The organism is Blautia sp. TF10-30, assembly GCF_003481245.1.
Lineage (GTDB): Bacteria > Bacillota > Clostridia > Lachnospirales > Lachnospiraceae > Fusicatenibacter > Fusicatenibacter saccharivorans.
In genome coordinates this window covers 1-23807 of record NZ_QUKM01000009.1, presented here as the reverse complement: position 1 = coordinate 23807, position 23807 = coordinate 1, and the positions used below count along the sequence as shown (strand labels likewise).

The 23807-nt window shown below is 49.0% G+C and carries 18 protein-coding genes and 5 tRNA genes; 6 read left to right on the top strand and 17 right to left on the bottom strand.

Annotated elements, in window-relative coordinates:
• Positions 1-2 precede the first annotated feature (2 nt).
• Both DXD02_RS09580 and DXD02_RS09575 read right to left on the bottom strand, forming a co-directional pair.
• A complete protein-coding gene (locus DXD02_RS09580) occupies positions 3-848 on the bottom strand; it encodes an ABC transporter permease (RefSeq protein WP_022463011.1) in 846 nt (281 codons plus the stop codon).
• Positions 841-1611 (bottom strand): ABC transporter ATP-binding protein, encoded by a 771-nt coding sequence (locus tag DXD02_RS09575; protein WP_117761584.1) that lies wholly within the window; start codon positions 1609-1611, stop codon positions 841-843. Before DXD02_RS09575 ends, DXD02_RS09580 begins: the two co-directional genes overlap by 8 nt.
• A 110-nt stretch (positions 1612-1721) precedes the next feature.
• Here DXD02_RS09575 and DXD02_RS09570 point away from each other — a divergent pair, with 110 nt between their 5' ends.
• Positions 1722-2369, top strand: coding sequence for an epoxyqueuosine reductase QueH (locus DXD02_RS09570; protein ID WP_117761585.1), 648 nt, complete (start codon positions 1722-1724; stop codon positions 2367-2369).
• Positions 2370-2561: 192 nt separating this feature from the next.
• On the opposite strand, the gene DXD02_RS09560 is transcribed toward DXD02_RS09570, so the two are convergent.
• Positions 2562-2634: transfer RNA gene (locus DXD02_RS09560), tRNA-Thr, on the bottom strand.
• 311 nt (positions 2635-2945) lie between these two features.
• Here DXD02_RS09560 and DXD02_RS09555 point away from each other — a divergent pair.
• Positions 2946-4346 carry a citrate/2-methylcitrate synthase gene (locus tag DXD02_RS09555; RefSeq protein WP_118660491.1) on the top strand — a complete coding sequence of 467 codons (1401 nt, stop codon included), beginning with the start codon at positions 2946-2948 and terminating at the stop codon, positions 4344-4346.
• 125 nt (positions 4347-4471) lie between these two features.
• Here DXD02_RS09555 and DXD02_RS09550 read toward each other — a convergent pair whose 3' ends face one another.
• From DXD02_RS09550 to DXD02_RS09540, 3 genes are all read right to left on the bottom strand, one after another.
• Positions 4472-6727 (bottom strand): DNA gyrase/topoisomerase IV subunit A, encoded by a 2256-nt coding sequence (locus DXD02_RS09550; protein ID WP_117761589.1) that lies wholly within the window; start codon positions 6725-6727, stop codon positions 4472-4474.
• 18 nt (positions 6728-6745) lie between these two features.
• Positions 6746-8671: a DNA gyrase/topoisomerase IV subunit B gene (locus tag DXD02_RS09545; RefSeq protein ID WP_117805360.1), complete on the bottom strand. Its 1926-nt coding sequence runs from the start codon at positions 8669-8671 to the stop codon at positions 6746-6748.
• A 121-nt stretch (positions 8672-8792) separates the two neighbouring features.
• Positions 8793-9455, bottom strand: a complete 663-nt coding sequence (locus tag DXD02_RS09540) for an HAD family hydrolase (RefSeq protein ID WP_117805359.1) — start codon at positions 9453-9455, stop codon at positions 8793-8795.
• 206 nt (positions 9456-9661) lie between these two features.
• Between DXD02_RS09540 and DXD02_RS09535 the strand changes: the two genes are divergently transcribed.
• The 4 genes from DXD02_RS09535 (at position 9662) to DXD02_RS09520 (ending at position 10106) form a co-directional block, all read left to right on the top strand.
• Positions 9662-9733 (top strand) — tRNA-Glu (locus tag DXD02_RS09535).
• 52 nt (positions 9734-9785) lie between these two features.
• Positions 9786-9857 (top strand) — tRNA-Glu (locus tag DXD02_RS09530).
• 52 nt (positions 9858-9909) lie between these two features.
• Positions 9910-9981, top strand: a tRNA-Glu gene (locus tag DXD02_RS09525).
• A 53-nt stretch (positions 9982-10034) separates the two neighbouring features.
• Positions 10035-10106 (top strand) — tRNA-Glu (locus DXD02_RS09520).
• A gap of 118 nt (positions 10107-10224) precedes the next feature.
• On the opposite strand, the gene pepT is transcribed toward DXD02_RS09520, so the two are convergent.
• From pepT to DXD02_RS09465, 11 genes are all read right to left on the bottom strand, one after another.
• Positions 10225-11442: a peptidase T gene (gene pepT / locus DXD02_RS09515; protein ID WP_117510225.1), complete on the bottom strand. Its 1218-nt coding sequence runs from the start codon at positions 11440-11442 to the stop codon at positions 10225-10227.
• A gap of 16 nt (positions 11443-11458) precedes the next feature.
• Positions 11459-11770, bottom strand: a complete 312-nt coding sequence (locus tag DXD02_RS09510; protein WP_022463104.1) for a metal-sensing transcriptional repressor — start codon at positions 11768-11770, stop codon at positions 11459-11461.
• A 79-nt stretch (positions 11771-11849) separates the two neighbouring features.
• Positions 11850-12608: an arginase family protein gene (locus DXD02_RS09505; RefSeq protein ID WP_117510226.1), complete on the bottom strand. Its 759-nt coding sequence runs from the start codon at positions 12606-12608 to the stop codon at positions 11850-11852.
• A gap of 17 nt (positions 12609-12625) precedes the next feature.
• A complete protein-coding gene (locus DXD02_RS09500) occupies positions 12626-13501 on the bottom strand; it encodes an ABC transporter permease (protein WP_055217680.1) in 876 nt (291 codons plus the stop codon).
• A gap of 14 nt (positions 13502-13515) precedes the next feature.
• The gene (locus DXD02_RS09495) at positions 13516-14481 is read right to left on the bottom strand and encodes an ABC transporter ATP-binding protein (protein WP_117510237.1); all 966 of its coding nucleotides are present in this window, start codon (positions 14479-14481) and stop codon (positions 13516-13518) included.
• Positions 14468-17014 carry a hypothetical protein gene (locus DXD02_RS09490; protein WP_117510227.1) on the bottom strand — a complete coding sequence of 849 codons (2547 nt, stop codon included), beginning with the start codon at positions 17012-17014 and terminating at the stop codon, positions 14468-14470. The genes DXD02_RS09495 and DXD02_RS09490 overlap by 14 nt, the downstream gene beginning before the upstream one ends.
• On the bottom strand, positions 17011-18144 hold the full coding sequence (locus DXD02_RS09485) for a sensor histidine kinase (RefSeq protein ID WP_055228565.1): 1134 nt from the start codon (positions 18142-18144) through the stop codon (positions 17011-17013). Before DXD02_RS09485 ends, DXD02_RS09490 begins: the two co-directional genes overlap by 4 nt.
• A complete protein-coding gene (locus tag DXD02_RS09480) occupies positions 18134-18832 on the bottom strand; it encodes a response regulator transcription factor (RefSeq protein ID WP_022462401.1) in 699 nt (232 codons plus the stop codon). The genes DXD02_RS09485 and DXD02_RS09480 overlap by 11 nt, the downstream gene beginning before the upstream one ends.
• 149 nt (positions 18833-18981) lie before the next feature.
• On the bottom strand, positions 18982-20310 hold the full coding sequence (locus DXD02_RS09475) for an MATE family efflux transporter (RefSeq protein ID WP_117510228.1): 1329 nt from the start codon (positions 20308-20310) through the stop codon (positions 18982-18984).
• Between the two features lie 210 nt (positions 20311-20520).
• Positions 20521-22851 carry an ABC transporter permease gene (locus DXD02_RS09470; RefSeq protein ID WP_118666769.1) on the bottom strand — a complete coding sequence of 777 codons (2331 nt, stop codon included), beginning with the start codon at positions 22849-22851 and terminating at the stop codon, positions 20521-20523.
• A gap of 14 nt (positions 22852-22865) precedes the next feature.
• Complete coding sequence (locus DXD02_RS09465) at positions 22866-23564, bottom strand: ABC transporter ATP-binding protein (RefSeq protein WP_055217670.1); 699 nt, start codon at positions 23562-23564, stop codon at positions 22866-22868.
• Between the last annotated feature and the right edge of the window lie 243 nt (positions 23565-23807).

Here is a 23807-nt window from a genome sequence, read left to right as displayed (position 1 = left end):
CCTCACACAGTTCGCAGATTTTTTCCGTTACCACGCGGTCCCGCGAAACGCGTCGTCCGCCAAACTGCATTCCTCTTCGTTCTTCCAGACATACGATTCCAATCATCTGTCATCCTCCCTTCTCTTGCGTGTGCATATCTGAACACCTGACTGCCGTAGATAATCAGATAGCCAAGCCCCTCTCTTGCCCCGATAAACTCTCCGATTACAACACCGACGAGGCACAGGCCGATGTTGACCTTCCACACGGCGAGCAGCCCCGGAAACGACCACGGCAGCACGACGCGGAACAGCATATCCTTCTTCGTTCCGCCGAGTGTTGCAATCAGGCGGAGCATATCCGGCTCCACACTCTGAAAGCTGCTGTAAATGCTGATCACCGAGCCGAATATCGCAACGGAAATGCCGGCCGTGATGATCGTTTTCACGTTTGCCCCCATCCACACAATGAGAAGCGGGGCGAGCGCCGATTTCGGCAGGCTGTTCAGGACTACCAGGTACGGCTCCATCACCGCAGAAAAGCGCGGAAAGAGCCACAAAAGCACAGCGAACGCCATGCCAAGTGCCGAGACGAGCAGAAAGCTGATTCCCGTCTCATACACCGTGATCCCGATATGGCGCAGAAGGTTCTGCTCCGTCAGCAGGGTCACGAACGTTTTTCCCACCCGCACAGGGCTGGAAAAGATAAACGGATCGATCCATCTCAGATCCGCCGCCACCTCCCATAATACCAGAAAACTGACGAGAAGCAAAGCCCGAAACACCCGCACCTGCTCCCGTTCTCTTTTTTTCTGCCGGAGATACGCCCTCTGAAAGCTACTCTCCGGCGTTTTTGCCTGCTCACGCATTTTCATTCAGCTCCTTCCAGATGGCATTGAAATACGTTTTAAATTCCGGCGCACTGCGCGCTTTCATCGGCGTGCGCTCCTCCATCGCAAACCGGATCGGAATCTTTTTTTTCACATATGCCGGCCGTGCCGCCAGAACAATCACACGGTCCGCCATGCTGATGGCCTCCGAAATATCGTGTGTCACGAGAATTGCTGTCTTTCCCTCTTTTTTGATGATCTTTCCGATATCATCACAGACGTTCAGCCTCGTCTGGTAGTCGAGAGCGGAGAACGGCTCGTCAAGCAGCAGAAGATCCGGCTCCATCGCCAGTGTACGGATCAGTGCCGCCCTCTGCCGCATACCGCCGGAAAGTTCGGACGGACGGGCATTGGAAAAGGATTTCAGGCCGTATGTCTCCATCATCTCCCCGACTTTTTCTTTCCGCTCGGGTGTCAGCGTGCGCGAAATCTCAAGGCCCAGCAGAACGTTGCTGTAGATGGTCCGCCATTCAAACAGGTGGTCTCTCTGCAGCATATAGCCGATATGGAGATCCGCCTCCGTGATCGGCCGTCCGCGGCTCAGCAGAGTTCCCGCCTCCGGCTTTAAAAGACCGGAAATCAAGTTCAGGATCGTGCTCTTTCCGCAGCCGCTCGGTCCGACAAGCGCAACAAATTCCCCCGGGGTTACCGAAAAAGTCAGATCGCACAGCGCCGGTGTTTCTCCTTTCATGGTGTGATAGGACAGTGATATATGCTCTAATGACAGGATTTGATCATCCATTTTTTTGCATCCTCCTCTATCTATAAGATATCATATGCAGCTTGCATCCCAGCCGCGCTGAGGCTATAATAGAAAGGATTGAAAGATACCAGGAGGTTTGAAGATACATTATGGCCAATAAAAGAAATTACCAGAAGGAGCTGGATGCGAAGATTGCAGGACTTCACGGTGAAGTTCCGACCTTGCTGCTGCACAGCTGCTGTGCGCCGTGCAGCAGTTACGTGCTGGAATATCTGTCGCAGTATTTTTCCATTACGCTCTTTTACTATAATCCCAACATCTATCCGCCGACGGAGTACGAGCACCGCGTGGAGGAACAGCAGCGTCTGATCCACTCTCTTCCCGCGGTGCATCCGATTTCCTTCTGCCCCGGCCCGTACGATTCTGACCGGTTCTATAAACTGACACGTGGGATGGAAAATGTGCCGGAGGGCGGCGAGCGCTGTTTTGTCTGCTATGAAATGCGGCTCCGCGAAGCGGCCGAAATGGCAAAGCAGCTCAAACTCGACTATTTTACAACAACCCTCTCCATCAGCCCGCTGAAAAACGCGGAAAAGCTGAATGAAATCGGAGAACGGCTTGCCGCCGAATACGGGATCCCATATCTCAATTCAGATTTCAAGAAACGGGGCGGCTACCAGCGTTCCATCGAACTTTCCCACGAATACGGCCTCTACCGCCAGGACTACTGCGGCTGCGTCTTTTCCCGCCGGGAACGCGACGCACGGGTGGCAGCACAGGAAAATGGCAACAGCTGATGTGCTCTTTGAAGTGCCCGGCCAAAAGCTCCGTCAGGATATGCTGTACGAACTGATCTTCCTGAAACTTATAACAGCAAACGCCCTTTGCAGCAGATCTTTTTCCTGTAAAGGGCGTTCGTATTTCTGTCATATTTCTCATGATACCAGAAAACCCGCAGAACCTTACGTCCTGCGGGTTTCTAAAGAATAAGCCGAAAATCAGATTCGAACTGACGACCCCTTCATTACGAGTGAAGTGCTCTACCGGCTGAGCTATTTCGGCCTGTGAAATTCATTTTCTGAATGACACAATCATTATTATACCGTATTTTTTTGAAATTGCAAGCATTTTTTTGAAATTTATGAATCTTTTTCTAAAATTTGTTCCGCCCCACTGATTTCCCGCCGTTTCCATCCCTGTTGTTTTCACCTCCCTGGCGCAAATTTTATGCATAAACTTTGTCCTTACTTTCAAAAATTAAGGAAAACCATCCCTTTTCCTTATAAAAATTAATGTATTTTGAAAGAAAAGCATTGACAACCGCCAAAAAAGTAAGTATAGTTTTTAACTAAAGGAAGAAAGGGGCTGTTGTCATGACCATGCAATACGATAATCTGGAAGACAAGCTCAGTCAGCTTGTAGAGTATACGAAAGATTCCGGAAAGATTGATTTATCTTTATACACTGAGTACGATGTAAAACGGGGACTGCGTGATTCCACTGGTAAAGGTGTTCTCACCGGCCTGACCGAAATTTCCGATGTTATCGGCTTCGATATTGATGAGCGCACCGGCGAAAAAGTTCCGACCGATGGCCGTCTCTATTTTCAGGGCTATAACGTCGCAGATCTGATCAAAGGTATGGAAGGACGACGCTTCGGTTTTGAAGAGATTACCTATCTTCTTCTGTTCGGTTCTCTTCCGACAGAACCGCAGTTAAATGATTTCAACGAAATTTTAAGTATCTACCGCGAGCTGCCGGACACTTTTGTCCGCGACGTTGTCATGAAGGCAACCAGCAAAAACATGATGAATACTCTGCAGCGCTGTGTGCTGACCCTGTATTCCTACGACGAAAAGCCGGATGACATTTCCATTCCGAACGTCCTCCGCCAGGCTTTGAGTCTGATCGCCAAAATGCCGCTGATCGCCGTTTACGGCTACCATGCATACCGCCACTACCACGAAAACCAGAACCTGATCATCCGAAATCCGAAACCGGAGCTGTCGATGGCTGAAAACATTCTGCAGATGCTTCACCCGGATGGAGATTACACTGCTCTGGAGGCAAAGGTTCTCGATGTTGCGTTAATTCTTCACGCAGACCACGGCGGCGGAAATAACTCAACATTTACGACACACGTTGTCTCCTCCTCCGGAACCGATACCTACTCTGCTGTTGCGGCTTCTTTAAGTTCCTTAAAAGGACCGCGCCACGGCGGTGCCAACTTGAAGGTTATGGAGATGTTTGAAAATATTGAAGAGAATGTTACAAACTGGGAAGACGAAAACGAACTGCGCACCTACCTGACCAAAATGCTTGATCGTGAAGCATTCGATGGAACTGGTCTTGTCTATGGTATGGGCCATGCTGTTTATACCCTGTCCGATCCACGTTGTGTGATTCTGAAAGAATATGCAAAGAAGCTTTCCGCTGAGAAGCACCGCGAGAAAGAATTTGCTCTCTATGAGTCTGTAGAACGCATTGCCGGCGAGTGTATCGCCCAAAAGCGCCGTCTGCTCAAACCAGTCTGTGCAAATGTTGATTTCTACAGCGGTTTCGTCTACGCAATGCTTGGCCTTCCAAAAGAGCTCTACACCCCGATCTTTGCTATCTCCCGTATCTCCGGCTGGTCCGCACACCGGATCGAAGAGCTTGTCAACGAAGGAAAGATCATCCGTCCGGCTTATAAATATGTCGGTCATCATCGTCCGTACGTTGCCATTGAAAGAAGAACCCCAAGAAAGACTTCCCACAGTTTTTCAAATAACTAAAAAATTATGCGAAAAGGACACCTGCCCGTACCGTTCTGGTATCGGGCAGGTGTCCTTTTATTGCCAAGTGATCTCTCGAAAAACCCGCGGAGCGTGCTTCTCATGGTTATAAACAAAACTCTGCGTTATACCCGGATCTTTGTTCCCTTGGTGTCTCGTTTTGCCAGCTTAATCTTCGCTGTCAGAGAAATCTCTTTGTCGTGATACGTGATCGTGTAATCCATCCGGCTTGCCAGCAGATACGCATGCTCTACCGCGTCGTCCTCTGCCATACGGATACCACGCACACCAACGGCTGCTTTTTTCTTCTCCGGCACTTCACTCGTAAGGAAGCGCAGGAAGACACCGTTTTTCGTCTGCAGAACCACATACTCCTGCTCCTGGCAGACCTCGGCAAGAATCAGACGGTCCTCCTCGGATGAAAGCTTCGTCGCCGCGATCGTTCGTTTTACGACATCAAACTCGGATCCATCGACAAGTTTTACCATACCGGCCGCGCTGACGAACAGCAGCTTATTGTTCTTGATATTTTCCAGTGCATCGACGTAAATCATCTGCTCCTTCTGGCTGCTGTAATTTCCAAGGTTGTCGATCGGCGTTCCCTTGTCACGGAATCTTCCATACGGGATGTCCATTACTTTGATGCTGTGCATCATGCCAAGATCCGTAAAGACGCAGATCTTATCGGTGTTTTTGCACTGGAACACATATTTGTTCTCGTTGTGCACAGCCTCTTTGTTCCGCTCGTAAGCAGACGTATCGATCGTCTTCGCATAACCGAAGCGGTCCATCAGGAAGACAACATCCATCTCCTCGACCTTCGGCTCCTCAAGAACAATCGCCTCAGCATTTTCAATCGCCGTTTTCCGCTTGTGGCCGTACTCTTTTTTTATCTGCGTCAGATCTTCCATAATAACTTCCGACATCGAGTCGTAATGATTTAAGATATCCTCGTACTTTGTAATCTTCGCCACAGTCGCCTCATGATCTTTTAAGAGTGCTTCCACTTCCAGTCCGATCAGTTTCTGCAGACGCATCTCCAGAATCGCCGTTGCCTGGCGTTCCGTAAAGCAGAGCTGTGCTGCCATACGCTCACTTGACTTTGATTTGAAGCGGATACCATCGGTCACTCCCATAATCAGACACTCTTTGACCTGCTTCTGTGTCTTGCTTCCGCGCAGGATCTCAATGATCAGATCGATCACATCGCATGCCTTGATCAGACCTTCCTGCACCTCGCGGCGCTCCATCTCTTTGCGGAGAAGGTTCTGGTATTTGCGGGTTGCCACTTCAAACTGGAAATCAACGTGATGCTCGATCACCTGTTTAAGGCTTAACGTCTCCGGTCTTCCATCTGCCACGGCGAGCATGTTGACACCGAACGTATCTTCCAAACGTGTTTTCTTGTACAGCAGATTCGTGATCCGCTCCACATCCGCGCCTTTTTTCAGTTCGAGCACGATGCGTGTTCCTTCTTTCGAGGACTGGTTGGAAATGTCGACGATTTCCGGCGCTTTCTTGCTCTCCACAAGCCCCGCCACATCGTTCAGGAACTTTCCGATGTTCGCACCGATCATCGGGTACGGAATTTCGGTGATCACAAGATACTGCTTTCCGTTTCTGCCTTTCTCCACTTCCACTTTTCCGCGGATTTTAATCTTTCCGACACCTTTTTCGTAGATCGACAGCAGGTCATCCTGATTGACGACAATACCGCCGGTCGGGAAATCCGGTCCTTTGATGTATTTCATCAGACCTTTGACGGTGATGTCGTTGTTTTTCATGTAGGCCTTGACCGCATCCACAATCTCACACAGGTTGTGCGGCGGAATGCTTGTTGCCATACCGACAGCGATACCGTCTGCGCCATTCAACAGAAGGTTCGGCACGCGCACCGGCAGAACAGACGGCTCTTTTTCCGTCTCGTCGAAGTTCGGTACGAAATCGACAACGTCTTTGTCGAGATCCTTTAAATAGACCTCCTGTGTAATTTTCTGCAGTCTCGCCTCGGTATATCGCATTGCAGCGGCACCGTCACCCTCAATCGACCCGAAGTTTCCGTGACCGTCCACAAGCGGCTGCCCTTTTTTGAAATCCTGTGCCATTACGACAAGAGCATCGTAAATGGAACTGTCGCCGTGCGGATGGTATTTACCCATCGTATCGCCGACGATACGCGCGCACTTTCGGAACGGCTTGTCGTACTGGATGCCGAGCTCATACATGTCATACAGAGTACGGCGCTGTACCGGCTTTAAACCGTCCCGCACGTCCGGAAGCGCTCGGGAAATGATGACGCTCATCGCATAATCAATATAAGATTTCTGCATGACCTCAGAATATTCGGTCCGTATAATCTGATCTTCTGATTTTTCTTTCATCTTCCTTTGTCCTTCCTGTTAAATATCCAGCTCTGCATCGGTTGCATGCTCATAAATAAATGCTTTCCGCGGCGGAACCTCGGTTCCCATCAGTACTTCCGTCACATCGGAGGCCATACGGGCATCCTCGATCTCCACACGCTTCAAAAGTCTCGTCTCCGGATTCAGTGTCGTCTCCCAGAGCTGCTCCGGGTCCATCTCGCCAAGACCTTTGTAGCGCTGCAGCGTAAATTTTTCTTTGTGTGTCTTTCTGTATTTTTCCAGTGCTTTGTCGTCGTACAGATACTCTTCTTTTCCGCGGGACGGCATTGCCTTGTAAAGAGGCGGCATCGCGATATAGACATGTCCCTCGTAGATCAGCTCCGGCATGAAACGGTAGAACAGTGTCAGCAGCAGCGTTGAAATATGCGCACCGTCGACATCGGCATCTGCCATGATGATAATTTTATCGTAACGGAGCTTTGTGATATCGAAGTCGTTGCCGTAACCCTCGGAAAAGCCGCAGCCGAATGCATTGATCATGGATTTGATCTCGGCATTTGCCAGAACTTTATCAATAGAAGCCTTCTCTACGTTCAGAATCTTACCGCGGATCGGCAGAATCGCCTGGAAATTACGGTCACGCGCCGTCTTTGCGGAACCGCCCGCAGAATCTCCCTCGACGATAAAGATCTCGCACAGCGACGGATCCTTTTTCTCGCAGTTTGCCAGTTTGCCGTTCGTATCAAACGAATATTTCTGCTTGGTCAGCATATTTGTCTTGGCTTTTTCTTCGCTTCTGCGGATTTTGGCAGATCGCTCAGCGCAGGCAAGAACATTTTTCAGCACTTCGAGATTGCGGTCGAAATACAGCGGAATCTCCTCGCCTGTTACTTTTCCGGCGGCCTTTGCCGCATCCGGGTTGTCCAGCTTCGTTTTTGTCTGGCCCTCGAACCGCGGATCCGGGTGCTTGATCGAAATAACAGCGGTCATACCGTTTCGGATATCCGATCCCGTAAAGTTATTGTCTTTTTCTTTTAAGACACCGATCTCTCTGGCATAGCTGTTCATAATCGTCGTAAAGGTCGATTTGAAACCGGAAATATGGGTACCGCCCTCAGCGTTGTAGATATTATTACAGAAGCCGAGCACGTTTTCCTGGAATTCGTTGATATACTGGAACGCACATTCTACGGTAATGCCCTCAGATTCCCCTTTGAAATAAATCGGATCGTGGATTGCCTCTTTGTTCTTATTCAGATCGCGCACAAAACCAACAATGCCGTCCGGCTCGTGATACGTCAGGTGCTCCTCTTTTCCATCGCGCAGATCGGAAAAATAAATGGTAAGCGCCGGGTTCAGATATGCAGTCTCATGGAGACGGCTTTTGACCTCTGTTGCGGAAAAACGTGTTTTCTCAAAGATTTCCGGATCCGGCAGGAAGTTGATGCGGGTTCCGCTGTTCTTCGTTTTTCCGATCTTCGGCAGCAGCCCATCCTCATCGAGTTCCTGTACGGCAACACCTCGTTCGTAGCGGTCGTGATAAACCCAGCCGCCGAGGCTGACCTGTACGTCAAGATAGGTGGAAAGCGCATTGACAACCGAAGAACCGACACCGTGCAGACCGCCGCTTGTCTTGTACGCATTGTTGTCGAATTTACCGCCGGCGTGCAGGGTTGTAAAAACGAGACGCTCCGCCGGAACGCCTTTTTCATGCATGCCGACCGGAATTCCGCGGCCGTTGTCGGTCACGGTCGCCGAGCCGTCTGCTTCAAGTGTTACGTGAATGGTGTCGCAGTAGCCCGCAAGATGCTCGTCCACCGCATTGTCTACAATTTCATAAATCAGATGATTCAGGCCTTTCCGCGAGGTACTTCCGATATACATACCAGGGCGCTTACGCACTGCTTCGAGACCTTCCAGCACGGAAATACTGCTGGCATCATACGTTTCTTTTTTTGGCATAACTGTTCTATCCTCACTTATGTGTTACTGTCTTTTTCTCTTAAAAATACTTCTGTCTGTCCCCTTTTGGGGCACAGTATTTTATTATATCATTTTTCTTCCCGGAATAGCAAGATTTTCTTTAGAAGAAAGAATCTCCTCCGTTCATCAGCTCCTTAAAAGAAGTCACGTAGCGGTCTGCTTCCTGCTCCATCTTTGCGCGGTTTCCTTCCCCGCTTCTGTCATACACGCCCACAGCCGCAAATCCGCCCATTTTGGCGCCGCGGATTCCCGCTAGGATATCTTCATATACCACACACGTTTCCGGCGGAAGAGACAGCTTTTCAGCCGCTTTCTCGTAGATATCCGGAAAGCCCTTGCCGCGCTTTACTTCCGAGACGGTGACAAATGCTTTAAAACACTCATAAATCCCATTTCTCTTTAAGGCCGGCTCATACAGCTCCGGGCTCGATGAGGTAGCAACCGCCATGCGGATTCCTTTTTCTTTTAAATAGCGGAGATATTCTGCTGCCCCGTCTTTTAACTCCACTTCATACGTATAGGCGTCGACCGCCATCTGATGCCACTCCTGAATCAGCTCTTCCGGCGTTTCCGGAAAGCCGAACCGTCTGATCGTGTAGCGGGCAGCCTCCAGAAAGCCGAGCGGTGTAATCGCCTCCTGATAATCCGGCGGAACCTCAAGTCCTCTCTTCTTTAAAAATGCAACATCGATGTCATCCCAGACCCACATCGAGTCGAGCAGTGTTCCGTCCAGATCAAAAATGGCTCCTTTGTACTGTTTCATTTGTCTTCTCCTTCTCTATTCTAATCTTTTTTCTTTCTTTTTAGAACGTATTTCTGTTTTTCTTAGAACATTTGTTTGTTTTATCATACCATAACTGGCAAAAAATGCAAGTAAAATGCGAATTTCGCTACTTTTTGAAATTTTTTAAATTTTTTTCAAAAAAACACTTGCATTTTCTCCAGACATCGTGTATTATAAGCGAGTACGGTTCGTTGGTCAAGAGGCTAAGACGTCGCCCTCTCACGGCGAAAACAGGGGTTCGATTCCCCTACGAACTGCTGAAGGTTCGCAGGATGCCTTCTCTCTTAAAAATTCTGTTTTAAGCGACATGGTTCGTTGGTCAAGAGGCTAAGACGTCGCCCTCTCACGGCGAAAACAGGGGTTCGATTCCCCTACGAACTGCTGAAGGTTTTGCAGAATCCCTTCTCTTTAAAAATTCTGTTCTATATCATACGGTTCGTTGGTCAAGAGGCTAAGACGTCGCCCTCTCACGGCGAAAACAGGGGTTCGATTCCCCTACGAACTGTTGAAGGTTTCACAGAGTTCCTTCTCTTTTAAAAATTCTGTTCTATATCATATGGTTCGTTGGTCAAGAGGCTAAGACGTCGCCCTCTCACGGCGAAAACAGGGGTTCGATTCCCCTACGAACTGTTTTGAAGCGGAGCCTGTGCGGCTCCGTTTTTTGTTGCTTTGCATCCTGTCTATTTGAAAAAGCCCGGCAGCTTTCCTGTCGGACTTTTTATTTTATCATTCTCTATTCTTTTCAGCTTCACTCTGCGTAAATCTTAACCAGCTCTTTCAGCATTGCCACCGCCAGTTCCATTCCCTCGACGGTAATGTGCTCATACGGTCCATGATACGCATATCCACCGGTTCCAAGGTTCGGGCACGGCAGACCCATGAAGCTTAAGCGCGCACCGTCTGTACCGCCGCGGATCGGAAGAATGATTGGCTCCATGCCGGCTCTTCTGGCTGCCTCTTCTGCATTTTCAATCAGATGGTAGCAGGGACGAATCTTCTCGGACATATTGCGGTACTGCTCTTTGATCTCCAGCTTTACGGTTCCTGCCCCGTATTTTTCATTCATCTCTTTTTCAATCCGGCGCAGATTCTCTTCTTTTGCTGCAAACTTCTCTGCATCGTGATCACGGATGATATATTCCGACTCGGCATGTGCTACATCACCGCTCATTCCGGTCAGGTGATAGAAGCCTTCGTATCCGTCTGTGTTTCTCGGAGACTCTGCTTCCGGCAGGAGAGACTGAATCTCGCTCGCTACAGCAATCGCATTAATCATCGTATCTTTCGCACTGCCCGGGTGAACATTAAATCCGGTCACGGTAAATTTTGCACCGGCTGCATTAAAGTTTTCGAACTCGATCTCTCCCTCTGCCCCACCGTCTACGGTATAAGCAAATTCTGCATCGAATCCCGGAACATCGAAGAAGTCAGCACCTTCTCCAATCTCTTCATCCGGTGTAAAGGCGATGGAAATCTGCCCATGTGGAAATTCTCCGGCAAGAAGCGCTTCTGCCAGCGTCATAATCTCTGCTACTCCTGCCTTATCATCTGCACCGAGTACCGTCGTTCCATCGCTTGTAATCAGCGTTTTACCGGCCAGGGATGCAAGATGCGGAAATACCGCAGTCTCCAGCGTTCTGCCGCTTTCAGACAGTTTCAGATCCTTTCCGTCATAATTTTCATGAACCACCGGGTTTACAGCATGGTCCGCAAAATCCGATACGGTATCCATATGGGCGATAAAACCCAGCTTTGTTTTGCTCTCATATCCCTTCGTTGCAGGAATCTTTCCATATACATAGCATTTTTCATCTATGCGGACATCCGACACGCCAAGCTTCTTCATTTCTTTTACCAGCTGCTCCGCCAGGACTCTCTGGCACGCGGAAGACGGATGTGTTCCGCTTCTTTCATCGCTCGGTGTCGGCACTTTAACATAATTCAGTAATCTTTCATATGCTTTCATTTTCTTCTTCTCCTTCTTATTTCATCAGCTTCTGGATGGTTTTGCAGAGCTCATCCACGGCGCCTTCTTTTCCCTGCCGGATATCCTCCACAACGCAGGATTTGATGTGGCTGGAAAGCAGTACCTTGTTGAAGCTGTTTAATGCAGACTGGATCGCGGATACCTGGGTCAGGATATCGACGCAGTAGCGGTCGCTCTCCACCATTTCCCGTATTCCGCGCACCTGGCCTTCAATTCTCGAAAGACGGTGGATCAGATCTTTGTATTCTTTTTCGTCCCGCACTTTTTTCCGGTCGCATTCACTGCAGTGTGTACAACATTCACCCATGAGGTTTCCTCCTTGTGTTCCGTCACTCTATATACCCCGTCTGGGTATGAATTTATGATACTCTTTTGCCCAGGCTTTGTCAATCTTCGATTTTTGCCGCAAGCGCGCCGTACAGCTTCTGGTTTACCAGACTTGCCGCGCTGCACTCCGCCTCCGGCGCGTTCGCCGACGGCTCTCCGCAGAGATCGACCGCGAGCACCTTTCTCCCCGCAAGACAGTCCTTTGCAAGGGACAGCAGCTCATCCACACGCACATTTCCCTGATCCCAGTTCGTATCAAGCTCCTCCTTTGACAGAATGTCCTTATCGACCGACAGATATACCGGAAATGTTCCCGCATGGGATGCAAAAACCTCTTTGATCTTCGCCGCTCCGCTTCCGTCGTCGAGCTCTTCCTGTGTCACAAACCAGACATGCTCCATCGCTTCCGTTTCCCGCACCAACGCCTCCGGCGGGCCGATTACACAGATTCCTTTGATGTTTTGATACGCCCCGGCAGCATCCCGGATCCAGGAACCGCAGGAGAGCACCGGAAGAAGCGCCGGCGGCTGCATATCGGTATGGTGGTCGAATACGGCTAAAAACAAATCTTCTTTTTCCAGTCCCAGCAGCAATTTGCTCATATAGTGATAATTGCCAGAATCCAGAAGGCGGATCCGCGGCAGCTCTTTCGTTTCTTTTTTTCGGCCAAGTTCCGCTTCCAGAAACTGCTCCGTCTCCGGATCGAGATAACCGTCAGTTCCCCGGAGCTCTCTCAGATCCCAGATCTTTCCCGCCTGCTCCCAGGCATATCCTTCGGACTCATAAATTCCGGAAAGGCTAAAACAAAATGGTTTCATCTTCTCTTTTACTCCTGTTATTTATTTAATGGATTCAGCTTTCTTCCCGCCGTCACAAGAAGAACGGCTGATATCAGAAGCTGCAGAACGGCACTCGCCTCCGGCAGATAATGGATCAGCGGATTCTGTCCGTAATTTCCAAGCAGATAGCAGAGCTGTTCCATCTCTCTTCCATTCCCAAGCTGGCGGCTGATGATCCCCGCAAACGAGGTAAACGGATTGAAAAGAAGAAGGTAAATTACACCTCCTACATCGATCTGCTGATAAGCTGCCGTCATCTCCTGCTGCAGCAGTCCTGCGTAGTAGGCAAGCCCCGTGCAGGCGCATATTCCTACGACCAGAAAAACGACAATGACATAGGAAAGAACGGTCGCCAGTGTGGTCCGCTTAAAAACAACCGAACAGAAAATGCCGATACTGCCGACAAAAATTCCGGTCAGAAGAAGTCCTCCCGCCATCAGAAGCAGTCCGCCAAGGCCGATACCGCCGAACACCACAACAAGGGACAGCACCGGCAGTGCCGAAACCGTCAGTATCAGAACAACGCCAAGCGATGCCTCCAGCTTTCCCGTAATGATTCTCCACGGGTTCAGGTTCGTCGTCAGCAGCACATCCAGCGTTTTTTTCTCACGCTCCAGCGAAATGCTTCCTCCCGCAACCGCCGGAACCGAAAGGACAACGAGAATAAACAGAAGATACGTCATCAGAATATAGCAGTTCATCGGAACGCTGTAGCTGACCGGTGCCAGATAGCCAAGCTGGCTGCTCTCCCCGAAATAGCAGACAAACGCAACCACGGCAAGCAGCAGATTGCAGACAAAAATAATCCAGGAAATCCGCGATGACCGCGAGTTCCGCTTCATTTCTTTTTCAAATACAGGATTTAACCGCACGTTTCGTTCCCTCCTTATCCGATCGTGTTTCCGAACGTTTCTGTGTTTCGGCTCTTCTGTTCCGTTTCCCCGGTCAGATGAAAGAACAGGGACTCCAGGCTGTTGTGTTCCCGTGCAAATGAAACCACAAGGATTCCGGCATCCACCAGTTTCTGCAGCAGATACGCCTCCTCCTCCCGGCTTCCCGAAAACCAGGCCGCAATCTTGTTTTCATCCACAGAAAGGCGGCTGACCTGCGGATCCTGCCGCAATAGTTCCAGCGCCTTTGGCACCTGGTTCAGCACAGTGATGCGCAGCGGATTGGAGCTGTCGATCGCAAGCATAATGTTTTCCAGCTTTCCCTGCTGTACCATGACACCTCCGTTGATGACACCGATGCTGGTGCACAGATCTGCTAATTCCGAAAGAATATGGGAGCTGATCAGAATCGTATAATCCTCCCGCGCCAATCGCTGCAGGAGAAGCTGAAAATCCTTTCTTGAACGCGGATCCAGACCGGAATTCGGTTCGTCCAGCACCAGAAGCTTCGGTTTATGGATCATCGCGCGCGCCAGACAGAGCCGCTGCTGTATGCCCCTTGAGAGCGAATCCACCATCTGCTCCTCTTTTCCCGATAGTTCGACCATCTCCAGCACTTCCCGCGCACGGACAGTTCCTGCCCGCCCGTAAATTCCATACGATGCGGCAAAAAATTCCAGATACTCTATCACGCTTAAGTTTTCATAGACGCCAAAGAAATCAGGCACAAAGCCGATCAGGCTTTTCTGCTTCAGAATATTTTTTGTCGTCCGCACGCCGTCCAGCCACAGATCGCCGCCGTCGCTCTTTAAAAGCCCTGAAATAATGCGCAGCGTCGTTGTTTTTCCCGCACCATTCGGTCCGACAAAGCCGTAAATATCGCCTTTTTTTACTTCCATATCAAGACCGTTCAGGGCATATGTTTTTCCGTATTTTTTGGTCAGTTTCTCAATTTTCAGTATCGGCATTTGGCTCCTCCGTTAACAGATTCTCCAGATATTGCTCCGGTGGGATCTCTTTCGCCTTTACGATCAGATTCGGTGCCTCATAGTATCCATAATTTTCATGATACTCTTCTCCCTTTTCCTCTTCGGAAAGACGGTACCGCACACGGATCTGGTTGTCCGCATTCACATACTGCGCCTCCAGTGCCGGATCACTCGCAAAATCGATCTCCCAGTCGGAAATTTTATCATACGTTCCCGTCTGAAAATTGTACAGATCAATGATTCCATTGAAATTCCGGATCTTGGTCCCATCCTCCGTGCGGGCTTTCTCGAAAGCAAGCGAAAGAATGGTTCCCCGTTTTCCTCCCCCGCCGGTTTCTGCCGCCTGGATCTTATCTTCTAACGCCGTCATCGCATACGGCCAGAATGCAGGATCATAGATTCCCTCGGAATCCGGCTGCATCACGCCTTTAGCATACATTCCATACAGACACCAGATGTTGTTGTTTTCAAAGACACCGTTCAGATAATACGTTACTTCTGTTTCCTCTTCCGAGATTCCGCCGGAATTCGGTCCCATTTCAAAGCTTACCGTGTTTCCGCCGTCCCATCCGCTGTACTCCTGCGCATACGGACAGTACACAACGCCGGCCTCTTTCATGTCCACAAACACTTCCTGATAGTAATACGAGATTCCATACGCTTCGTATCCGCTGTCAAGCTGGAACGTATCGTCATTGCCTGCCAGCTTTCCAAAGAAAAGGCAGTTGTCACTCCGGTTCGGCATGTGATTATAGATGACGCCGTCCAGATAATTTTTCTCTATCTCCGGCAGATCTTCTGCCGCACTCCAATTTCCGAAATCCCGCACGCTGTCCGCTTCTATTCCATCCAGCGTGATCGTCTCCCCGTTTTTGATGTCTCCAATGAGGGCACAGTAACCTGGAACGGCGATCACACAGCTCTCCAGATCATAGCCTGTCTTATTTTCCACGGTTCCGCTGATCTTCTGATCCCAGAAATGAAACGTGCCTTTCAGTCCTTCGCCTTCGTCCAGCGTTTCCATCCGCTGCATGCCGAACTCATTCAGGGCAAATGCAGCCTGATTGGAAATTTCTGCCCTGTTTTTCTGTTCTCCGAAACTGATCTCCGTCTTTTCATATTCCGCATCCTCCGTTTCCGGCTGTGCCGTGCTGTTGGACATATAGTCCATACGGTTGTACGTCACCAGATCGTAGGACGGATCCAGATACAGCTCATAGGAAGCATTGTACGGCGCCTGTGCACAGAAATTAATGTAATCTTTCTGGTATGTATCGTACTGCCAGATTTCTCTTACATACGTCAGCACCGGGGCCTTGAGCCTCGTGCTCTGGCCAAACAGACTGATCAGCATAACAAAGACGGCCGAGCAGGCACAGATCGCCCCCCAGAGATACTGACGTTTTCCTGTTTTTTTCAAAAAGAAATACAATCCCGGCCCTGCCAGAACCAGATAGACCAGAATCAGGCCGCCGTACAGCACCGTATTCGGACGGTTCCGGATCCTAGTGTTTTCCAGAAGATCGGAAATCGTATAGTATTTCTGATAATTCGTATTTCGTTTTGCCAGAAGGCGGCTGGTGGTCTCTTCGTCCAGAATATTTTTCAGAAAATCTACCGGCGCTTCTTTAAACGCACTGCGCTGGCTTTCCGCAAATGTCTCGTTTCCCGAAAAGGTAATCAGAAGGCCTCCCTCTGCCTGCCAGAGATCAATTTCTTTCTGGAGTGTCTCATCCAGTTCTTCTTTTGACTGCTCCAGAAGGATCAGCACATCCGGCGAATACGACTCCGCAAGCCCGACAAGCTCCTCTGCCCGGACAGATGCAGCTTCCACCTCATAAATCCCGTCGTTCAGCGTAACTCCATTCAGCTGCTGCCCGTAATTAGTTTCTTCTTCCACAACGCAGACTTCCACCTTGGACTGGAAGAAGCCTTCACTCGAAATCGTTTCTTCCCGACTGTACACCGTGTCCCTCTGGCTGTTCTCCAGGCACAGGACACAAAAAGACGTATTTTCCACCAGAAGCCCTGCCGAAAAAGTCTTTGTAACGGTTCCGTTCGCCGGAATATAGATTGGAAAACGGTACGTAAAAAGGCTGTTTCTTCCGTCGCCCGACCGCTTGACCCCCAAAAACAGTTTTGAGAGAATGCCTTCTCCACTGTTTCTGCGGTAAATCGATTCCGCGGCGTTTTTTATCTGAAAAACAAAGTATCCTTCAAATTCAACAGCGCTCTCATTTGTGATTGTCACACGAATCGGTACGTGATTCCCATCCTGATAGTTTCCTTCGAATCCATAAGAAAAATCAATCTGGTATTCCCCTGCGTAGCTGTTGGCAAGAAACTGCTTTTCTTTCCCGCCGCTTCTTCCGCCATCCGACGGCGTGTTCTGATAAAGTTCTGTCCGCGTTGTCATCGCAGACACCCTCTGAACTCCCGCCAGAAGCAGAATCAGCAGCAAAATACCGGACAGACAGCAGATTTTGCTTCTTCTTTTCCTGTTCATCGCTTTTCGTCCTCTTTCTTCCCCTTTGGCATTCCGACCGGCAGTTCCACCTCAAAGACGGTTCCCTGCAGATCACTTTTTACCCGCACCTGTCCATGATGCAGTTCCGCAATCTGCTGTACAATCGCAAGTCCAAGTCCCGTCCCGCCGGTATCGCGGCTCCTCGACTGCTCTGTCCGGTAAAATTTCTGGAAAATATGATCCAGTTCCTGTTTTGGAATGATCCGTCCGTAGTTAATGACACGCGTGACCACATATTCGCCCTCTTTTTCCATTGAGACGCGGATCTGTTTTCCTTCTTTTCCGTATTTGACAGCATTGTTCAGCAGATTTCCAAAGAGCCGTGCCAGCAGCTCACCGTCCGCCTCGAGAAAAATCGCATGTTCCGCATGCAGAAATTCCACCTGAAGCTCATTTTTCACAAAAGACGGCGTCATCTCGTCGAGCATCTGCTCCATCAGCTGCACCAGATCAAGTTTTCCGAGATGCAGCTGCATCTCTTTGTGCTCCAGCTTGACGAATCCAAACAGCTCGTTCGTGAGCTGCTCCAGACGGAGTGCTTTCTGATAGGCAATATCGATATAATGATTTCTCGTCTCCTCATCCAGATCCGTCCGCGTGCGCACCCAGCCGAGATAGCCGATAATCGAAGTCAGCGGCGTACGGAGGTCATGTGCCACGGATGAGACAAGATCGTTTTTCGTATGCTCCGCGATCCGTTCCCGTTCCATAATTTCCTTGATATTCTGCTGCATCGTATTTAAGTTCTCCGCCATCACAGAAAACTCGTCATTTCCCTTTACCTCGATCGGATGATCAAAATCCCCTGCTGATATCTCCTTTACCTTTTCCAGAATCTTCCCAATGTATCGGATGGTTTCGCGCATCAGGAAATAAAAGGTCAGGCAGAACGAAAGCAGCGCAGCCGCCGTCAGAATCATCGTCCGCACCGATGGGCGGAGGCCTCCCGGTCCGATCCAGGCGCTCCGGTAACCGATGTTCATCAGTCCATTGCCGAAAAAGGTCAGAATCCCGTCGGTAAGCGTCACTACAAGCACCGTGACAAGTGCACTTACAATCAGATCAAAGACCATCCTCTGGCTGAAGTTTTTTATAAAATCAGGCTTCAATTTTGTATCCCACTCCCCAGACTGTTGTAATAATCTTATCTTCTCTTGTGTCGTCTTTCATTTTTCCGCGCAGACGGCGGATATGTACCATAACCGTGTTGTTCGCCTCATAGAATTTTTCATGCCAGACGCGCTCGAAAATTTCGTCTGTACCGAACACGCGGCCCGGGTTGGAGGCCAGCAGATACAGAATATCAAATTCAATCGGTGTCAACTTGATGCTTTCTCCGTAGCAGACAACCTGATGGGTTACCTTGTTGATTTCCAGATGCTTTAAGGAAATCACTTCCTGGCGCTCGTGCGGCTTCGACGGATTCAGTTCGCGGTAGCGGCGGAGCTGGGATTTTACACGCGCCATCAGCTCCAGCGGATTGAACGGTTTTGCCACGTAATCGTCTGCTCCCGTTGACAGACCGACGATCTTGTCGATATCCTGCGTTTTGGCACTTACCATGATGATCGGAATGTTGTTCGTCTCCCGGATGCGGCGGCACATCGCAATACCGTCCATATCCGGCATCATCACATCGAGCAGCACCAGGTCGATTTTTTTCTCCTCCAGAATGCGGAGTCCCTCTTTTGCACTGTACGCTTTTAATACCTGAAATCCATCGCTGATCAGATAAATTTCCAGCAGATCCGCGATTTCTTTTTCATCATCCACAACTAAAATATTTGTTTCTTCCACGTCGTTTCCATCCTCTCTGTTTTTAACTACCGTAATGGTACCATGAATATTCAAAAAAATCTTTACTTAATTCTTACGTCTGTATTATCTATTATAAAAAGAAAAGCCTCCTTCCACAAGAGGCCGCTTTTCTTTTCTTCTTATATTTTTTATCTTCGTACTGCGCGGCGGTATACCACAAGAGAAACCGCTGCGGAAATGACCTCTGTGATCCAGAAGGCATGCCATACGAAAACGCCGCCTCCCAGATGGGACAGCAGGTAAGCTGCCGGGAGAATGACAATGACATTTCGGCAGAGGGAAATGATCAGGGAAGATCCGCCTTTTCCGAGTCCCTCCAGCGCACCGGAGGATGTGATGGAAACTGCCGAAATCAAAAAGCCCACGCTGATGCGTGTCAGCGCCTGTCCGCCAAGACGGATGGTCTCCGGATTGCTGCTGAACAGTCCGATCAGCTGTTCCGGAATGGCAAGGCAGATGCCGGTTCCAATAAGCATGATCACCGCACACATAATCAGGGTAATCTCATAAATCTTCCGCACACGCTTATGCTCGCCTGCGCCGTAGTTGAAGCCGATAATCGGGCGCATGCCCTGTACAATGCCGTTTGCTGTCAGATAGATGAACGTCTGCAGCTTGTAGTAAATGCCGAGCACGACAACGTAGCTCTGGGAATACACGGCCAGGATTCCATTCAGTGCGGAAATCAGAAGAGACGGCAGCGCCAGGTTCAGGATCGCCGGGACGCCGATCGCGTACAGTCTTCCGACCAGATTTTTTCCTTCTTTTAAATATTCCGGACGGATTTTGACCGAAATCGGGCGGATCTTGTAAATGATCCAGTAAATCACGACCGGTGTCACCTGACCGATGCCGGTTGCAAGTGCCGCACCCTCAATTCCAAGACGCGGGAACGGTCCGATTCCGAAAATAATGAGCGGATCCAGAATGATGTTGACAATACAGCCGACCATCATACCGGTCATCGTCACTTTCATCCGGCCGACTGCCTGAAAAACCTTTTCAAAGTAAAGGTTTGCCATGATTGCTATGGTAAACAGAAAGATAATCCGTGAATACCGGACACCAAGATCGATGACAGTTTCGGAAGAAGAAAACATCCGCAGGAAACGCTCGATGACCAGAAGGCTTCCGATCGTTAAAATAACCGCATGCAGCATGGTAAGGGCAAGGCCCTGTGTTGCAGCACAGCCGGCTGCCTTTTTGTCACCCGCTCCCAGATAATACGAAATCACCGCATTCAGTCCGATTCCAAAACCGATGGCAACGGCATTTACAAAATTCTGTACCGGATAAACCAGGGAGAGCGCCGTCATGGCATCTTCGCTGATCTGTGCGACAAAGAAGCTGTCCACAATGTTATATAAGGAATTGACCAGCATCGAGATTACCATTGGAAGCGCCATCGAAACCAGCAGTGGAAATACTGGCTTTTCTTTCATAAAGTTTTCGTTCATTATTACCTCCATTTGTGATCTTTTCTGTTGGTGGGCTTACGTGCAGGCACGGACTTTGCTCCATTGCCACAAAAAAAGCCACGCAATTATCTGCTTTCGATAATTGCGTGGCGAAAAGAACTTTATTACAAGTTGAAAAATCCACACCAAGTTTGAGAGCAATATACCACACTTTGCCCGGGCTTGTCAAGATTTCTCCTGTAACTTTTTTTATTCTACATTTTTCAGTGCCTCGTCCATCGGAATCTTTTGGATGTGGCGGAACTGCAGCACAGCGATAACAGCATACGCCGCAAGGCCCATCAGATACATTTTTCCGTAAATTGCCGGATCAATATAGTATGTCAGCCAGCCGCTGTACTCGGAAAGCATAATGACATAAATCTGGCGGATCAGCGCGGAGGCAATGATCAGGCTGACACCGATTGAGACGATCACAACCCAGGTTGTCGCCGTCAAATACAGACTCAAAATTTCCCTGTTCTCGTAGCCGAGAATCTTTACCATCGAAATCGAAGTCGTATTCTTCTCGATGATCAGCTTCGTCAGCAGATAAATCAGCAGCATGAACAGTACAATCGAGAAAACATTGATCAGCTGGAACATTTCTCCCATCGACACATTGAGCTGCCGTGAAATCTTTGTCATATCATCTTCCGTAATTTTCGTCGCGATATACGATTCCTCCAGGTCCGTGATCGGCTCGTTGGAGAAATAGCCGTTAAAGTAGTCCTCTGGATGATCGAATTCCTCGCAGAAGACATCCATCGGCAGAAATACCGCAAGGGCTCCCGGGTAGGCATAAATGCTTTTTACTTCAAAGCTGTACGTTTTGTCCTCATACGGCTCTTTCAGTTCCAGTGTATCGCCGACTTTCATTCCATATTTTTCGGCATAACCGTCGGAAATCGTCACGCCGTCCTCAAACAGTTCAGCGGAAACATATTTGCTGTCTTTCTGAATTCCATATACCGAAATGCTCTCGCCCTCCCGGTTTTTCGGAATATTTTTCAGCGATGTAAGAGCAAACGTTTCCACGCCTTCCGTATTTGTCTTCAGCGATGGCGTCAGAAGTTTCTGCACAATTCCCATCAGCGTGTACTCATCATCCTCATCGATCGGATCCGGGACATTTAAAATATACTGGTAATCTGCCAGCATATTTTCCACCGCCTCCGTCTGGTAATGTGACAGCAGCGGTTTCATCATCATACCGAACAGCAACAGAATATTGGCAAATACGATACCGAGAAACAGGGTAAAGTAACTCGATTTGTTCTGCAGCAGGATCCGCAGACGAAACCGCGAGAAGAACCGGAAGTTCGGAAGACGCACCGCATGGCTTTTTCCTTTCTTTGCAAAATCGTGGCGCAGAAAACGCAGCGGTGACAGACGCAGACGGCCGGAAATCAGCACCGCGTTGATCACAAACATCAGAATTGCCGGAATTACGGTCGTGAGCAGAAATGCATTGGCATTCCACCGCGTCTGATATGTCGGCAGACTGTAGCTTCCATAATACATACCGGCGCAGATATCTTTAAACACGGTGTATCCCAGAATATTTCCAATCACCGCCGACAAAATCGTAATCAGTACCGGCAGGGACAGATAATGCAGCAGAAGTTCCCGTCTCGTATAGCCGGATGCGCGCAGCGTTCCGATCACCGACGCTTCTTTTACAATCGTATTGTTTGTCGTAACTGCAAAAATAAACGCCATGATGGCAATCAGGATGTACAGCAGTACCTCCACCATCACCTTGTCACCGCCCATATCGTCGCCGGTAAATTTGATTGCCTGATTGCCGTAGCGCGGCAGATAACCCGTCAGCGAGGAATGAGCCGCCAGAACCTCGACGAAATCATCGGACCATTCTTTTTCCTCGTTTTCATCTTTCGGTTCCGTATCATATTTCCAGGAATAGCAGTATTTGATATGGTCATCGGTAATGGCATCATACCCTTCTTCGGTCATGATTCCCACACCGAATTTAACCGCATCGAACATCATGTCACTCGAATTGCTGAACAGCGCACTGTAATCCGAAAGTGCCACAAGACCGGTAACCGTCAGTTCTTTTTTATCAACCGAGATCACATCACCGACCTGCAGGTCATTATTGTCCGCATACATACGGTCAATTGCAATTTCATCCTTCTGCTGCGGCATTTCGCCTTTCATCAGGCAGACCAGATTGACCTCTGTTCTGTTTTTAAAAAGACGGATCGTGCTCTCTGGTTCCGAATCCAGATCCGTGTCGGCATCTTCGTCTTTATAGAAATTCTCGTAAATCGTTACCTTCTCTTTTTCCAGCCGTGTTCTCTGGTTGTCGGTGAGCTTCTGTTCTGTTGTAAAATTTCCGTTTTCCACGTTGTATTTTTCAAAGCTTTCATCGTAAGCATACAGCATGCTCTCATCCACAACGAGAAAACCGGACACAAAGCCAATCGTCGCCGTCATAAACAGAAAAATAACGAGATATTTTCCAATATCGTTCTTCAGTTCCCGCAGCAGGCGTTTTCGTAATGGATTTTTCATACTTCCACCCCGCTTTACCAGTCCAGATCGCCGGCGGCGATTTTGGTCTCATTGACGTAGTTTTTACGGATCTGGCCGTCGCGCAGACGAATCACGCGGTCCGCCATGTTTTTGATCGCATCATTGTGTGTTACCATGATGACGGTGTTGCCGTACTTCTGATTGACGTCCTCGATCAGCTTCAAAATTTCTTTTGAAGTATGGTAATCGAGTGCACCTGTCGGCTCATCACAGAGCAGAATGCTTGGATTTTTGATGATAGCTCTTCCGATTGAAGTACGCTGCTGCTGACCGCCAGAGAGCTGGTTCGGCAGCTTGTCGCGGTGGTCATAGAGCCCCAGTGTCTTTAACAGATCGTTGATGTCGAGCGGATGATCGCTTAAGTATGCGCCAACTTCCATATTTTCTTTCACCGTCAGGTTTGGAATCAGATTGTACATCTGGAAAACGTATCCTAAATGTTTTCGTCTATACCGTGTCAGCGTTTTTTCATTCATATCCTCAATTTTTTCGCCTTCAATCACGATCGAACCGCTGTCCGCCTCGTCGATTCCGCCGATAATATTCAACAGTGTCGATTTACCGGAACCAGATGGACCGAGGAGAACACAGATTTCACCTTTTTCCACAGAAAACTGAATTCCCTTTAAGACCTCCACACGGCTTTCACCGGTTCCAAAACTCTTCTTCAGGTTATTAATCTCAAGAAACATAACTTTCCTCCCTGCATCTTTTTTCCTGAGTGTGTAAGAGTCTGTTTTGTGTTAGACTCTTCTAACCCCATAATACTGCTTTTTCTGTGAAATGAAAAGCGCTGTTAATGAGTATTTTTTCTCATTAGCAGCGCTCTTTCTTTTATTTTTTAACAGTAAAAAACCATCGGATCTCTCCGATGGTTTTTCCGATATACCTTCAAAACCGCATACACTACACATCTATCATTCCATCTTGTGAAC

What these genes read in the sequence shown, in the direction of transcription:
- DXD02_RS09575 (WP_117761584.1), bottom strand. Translation starts at nt 1,611, where the DNA reads ATGGATGATCAAATCCTGTCATTAGAGCATATATCACTGTCCTATCAC.
- DXD02_RS09505 (WP_117510226.1), bottom strand. Translation starts at nt 12,608, where the DNA reads ATGAAACCATTTTGTTTTAGCCTTTCCGGAATTTATGAGTCCGAAGGA.
- DXD02_RS09475 (WP_117510228.1), bottom strand. Translation starts at nt 20,310, where the DNA reads ATGAACGAAAACTTTATGAAAGAAAAGCCAGTATTTCCACTGCTGGTT.
- DXD02_RS09510 (WP_022463104.1), bottom strand. Translation starts at nt 11,770, where the DNA reads ATGGGTGAATGTTGTACACACTGCAGTGAATGCGACCGGAAAAAAGTG.
- DXD02_RS09470 (WP_118666769.1), bottom strand. Translation starts at nt 22,851, where the DNA reads ATGAAAAATCCATTACGAAAACGCCTGCTGCGGGAACTGAAGAACGAT.
- DXD02_RS09580 (WP_022463011.1), bottom strand. Translation starts at nt 848, where the DNA reads ATGCGTGAGCAGGCAAAAACGCCGGAGAGTAGCTTTCAGAGGGCGTAT.
- DXD02_RS09540 (WP_117805359.1), bottom strand. Translation starts at nt 9,455, where the DNA reads ATGAAACAGTACAAAGGAGCCATTTTTGATCTGGACGGAACACTGCTC.
- DXD02_RS09550 (WP_117761589.1), bottom strand. Translation starts at nt 6,727, where the DNA reads ATGAAAGAAAAATCAGAAGATCAGATTATACGGACCGAATATTCTGAG.
- DXD02_RS09465 (WP_055217670.1), bottom strand. Translation starts at nt 23,564, where the DNA reads ATGTTTCTTGAGATTAATAACCTGAAGAAGAGTTTTGGAACCGGTGAA.
- DXD02_RS09545 (WP_117805360.1), bottom strand. Translation starts at nt 8,671, where the DNA reads ATGCCAAAAAAAGAAACGTATGATGCCAGCAGTATTTCCGTGCTGGAA.
- DXD02_RS09570 (WP_117761585.1), top strand. Translation starts at nt 1,722, where the DNA reads ATGGCCAATAAAAGAAATTACCAGAAGGAGCTGGATGCGAAGATTGCA.
- DXD02_RS09490 (WP_117510227.1), bottom strand. Translation starts at nt 17,014, where the DNA reads ATGAACAGGAAAAGAAGAAGCAAAATCTGCTGTCTGTCCGGTATTTTG.
- pepT (WP_117510225.1), bottom strand. Translation starts at nt 11,442, where the DNA reads ATGAAAGCATATGAAAGATTACTGAATTATGTTAAAGTGCCGACACCG.
- DXD02_RS09555 (WP_118660491.1), top strand. Translation starts at nt 2,946, where the DNA reads ATGACCATGCAATACGATAATCTGGAAGACAAGCTCAGTCAGCTTGTA.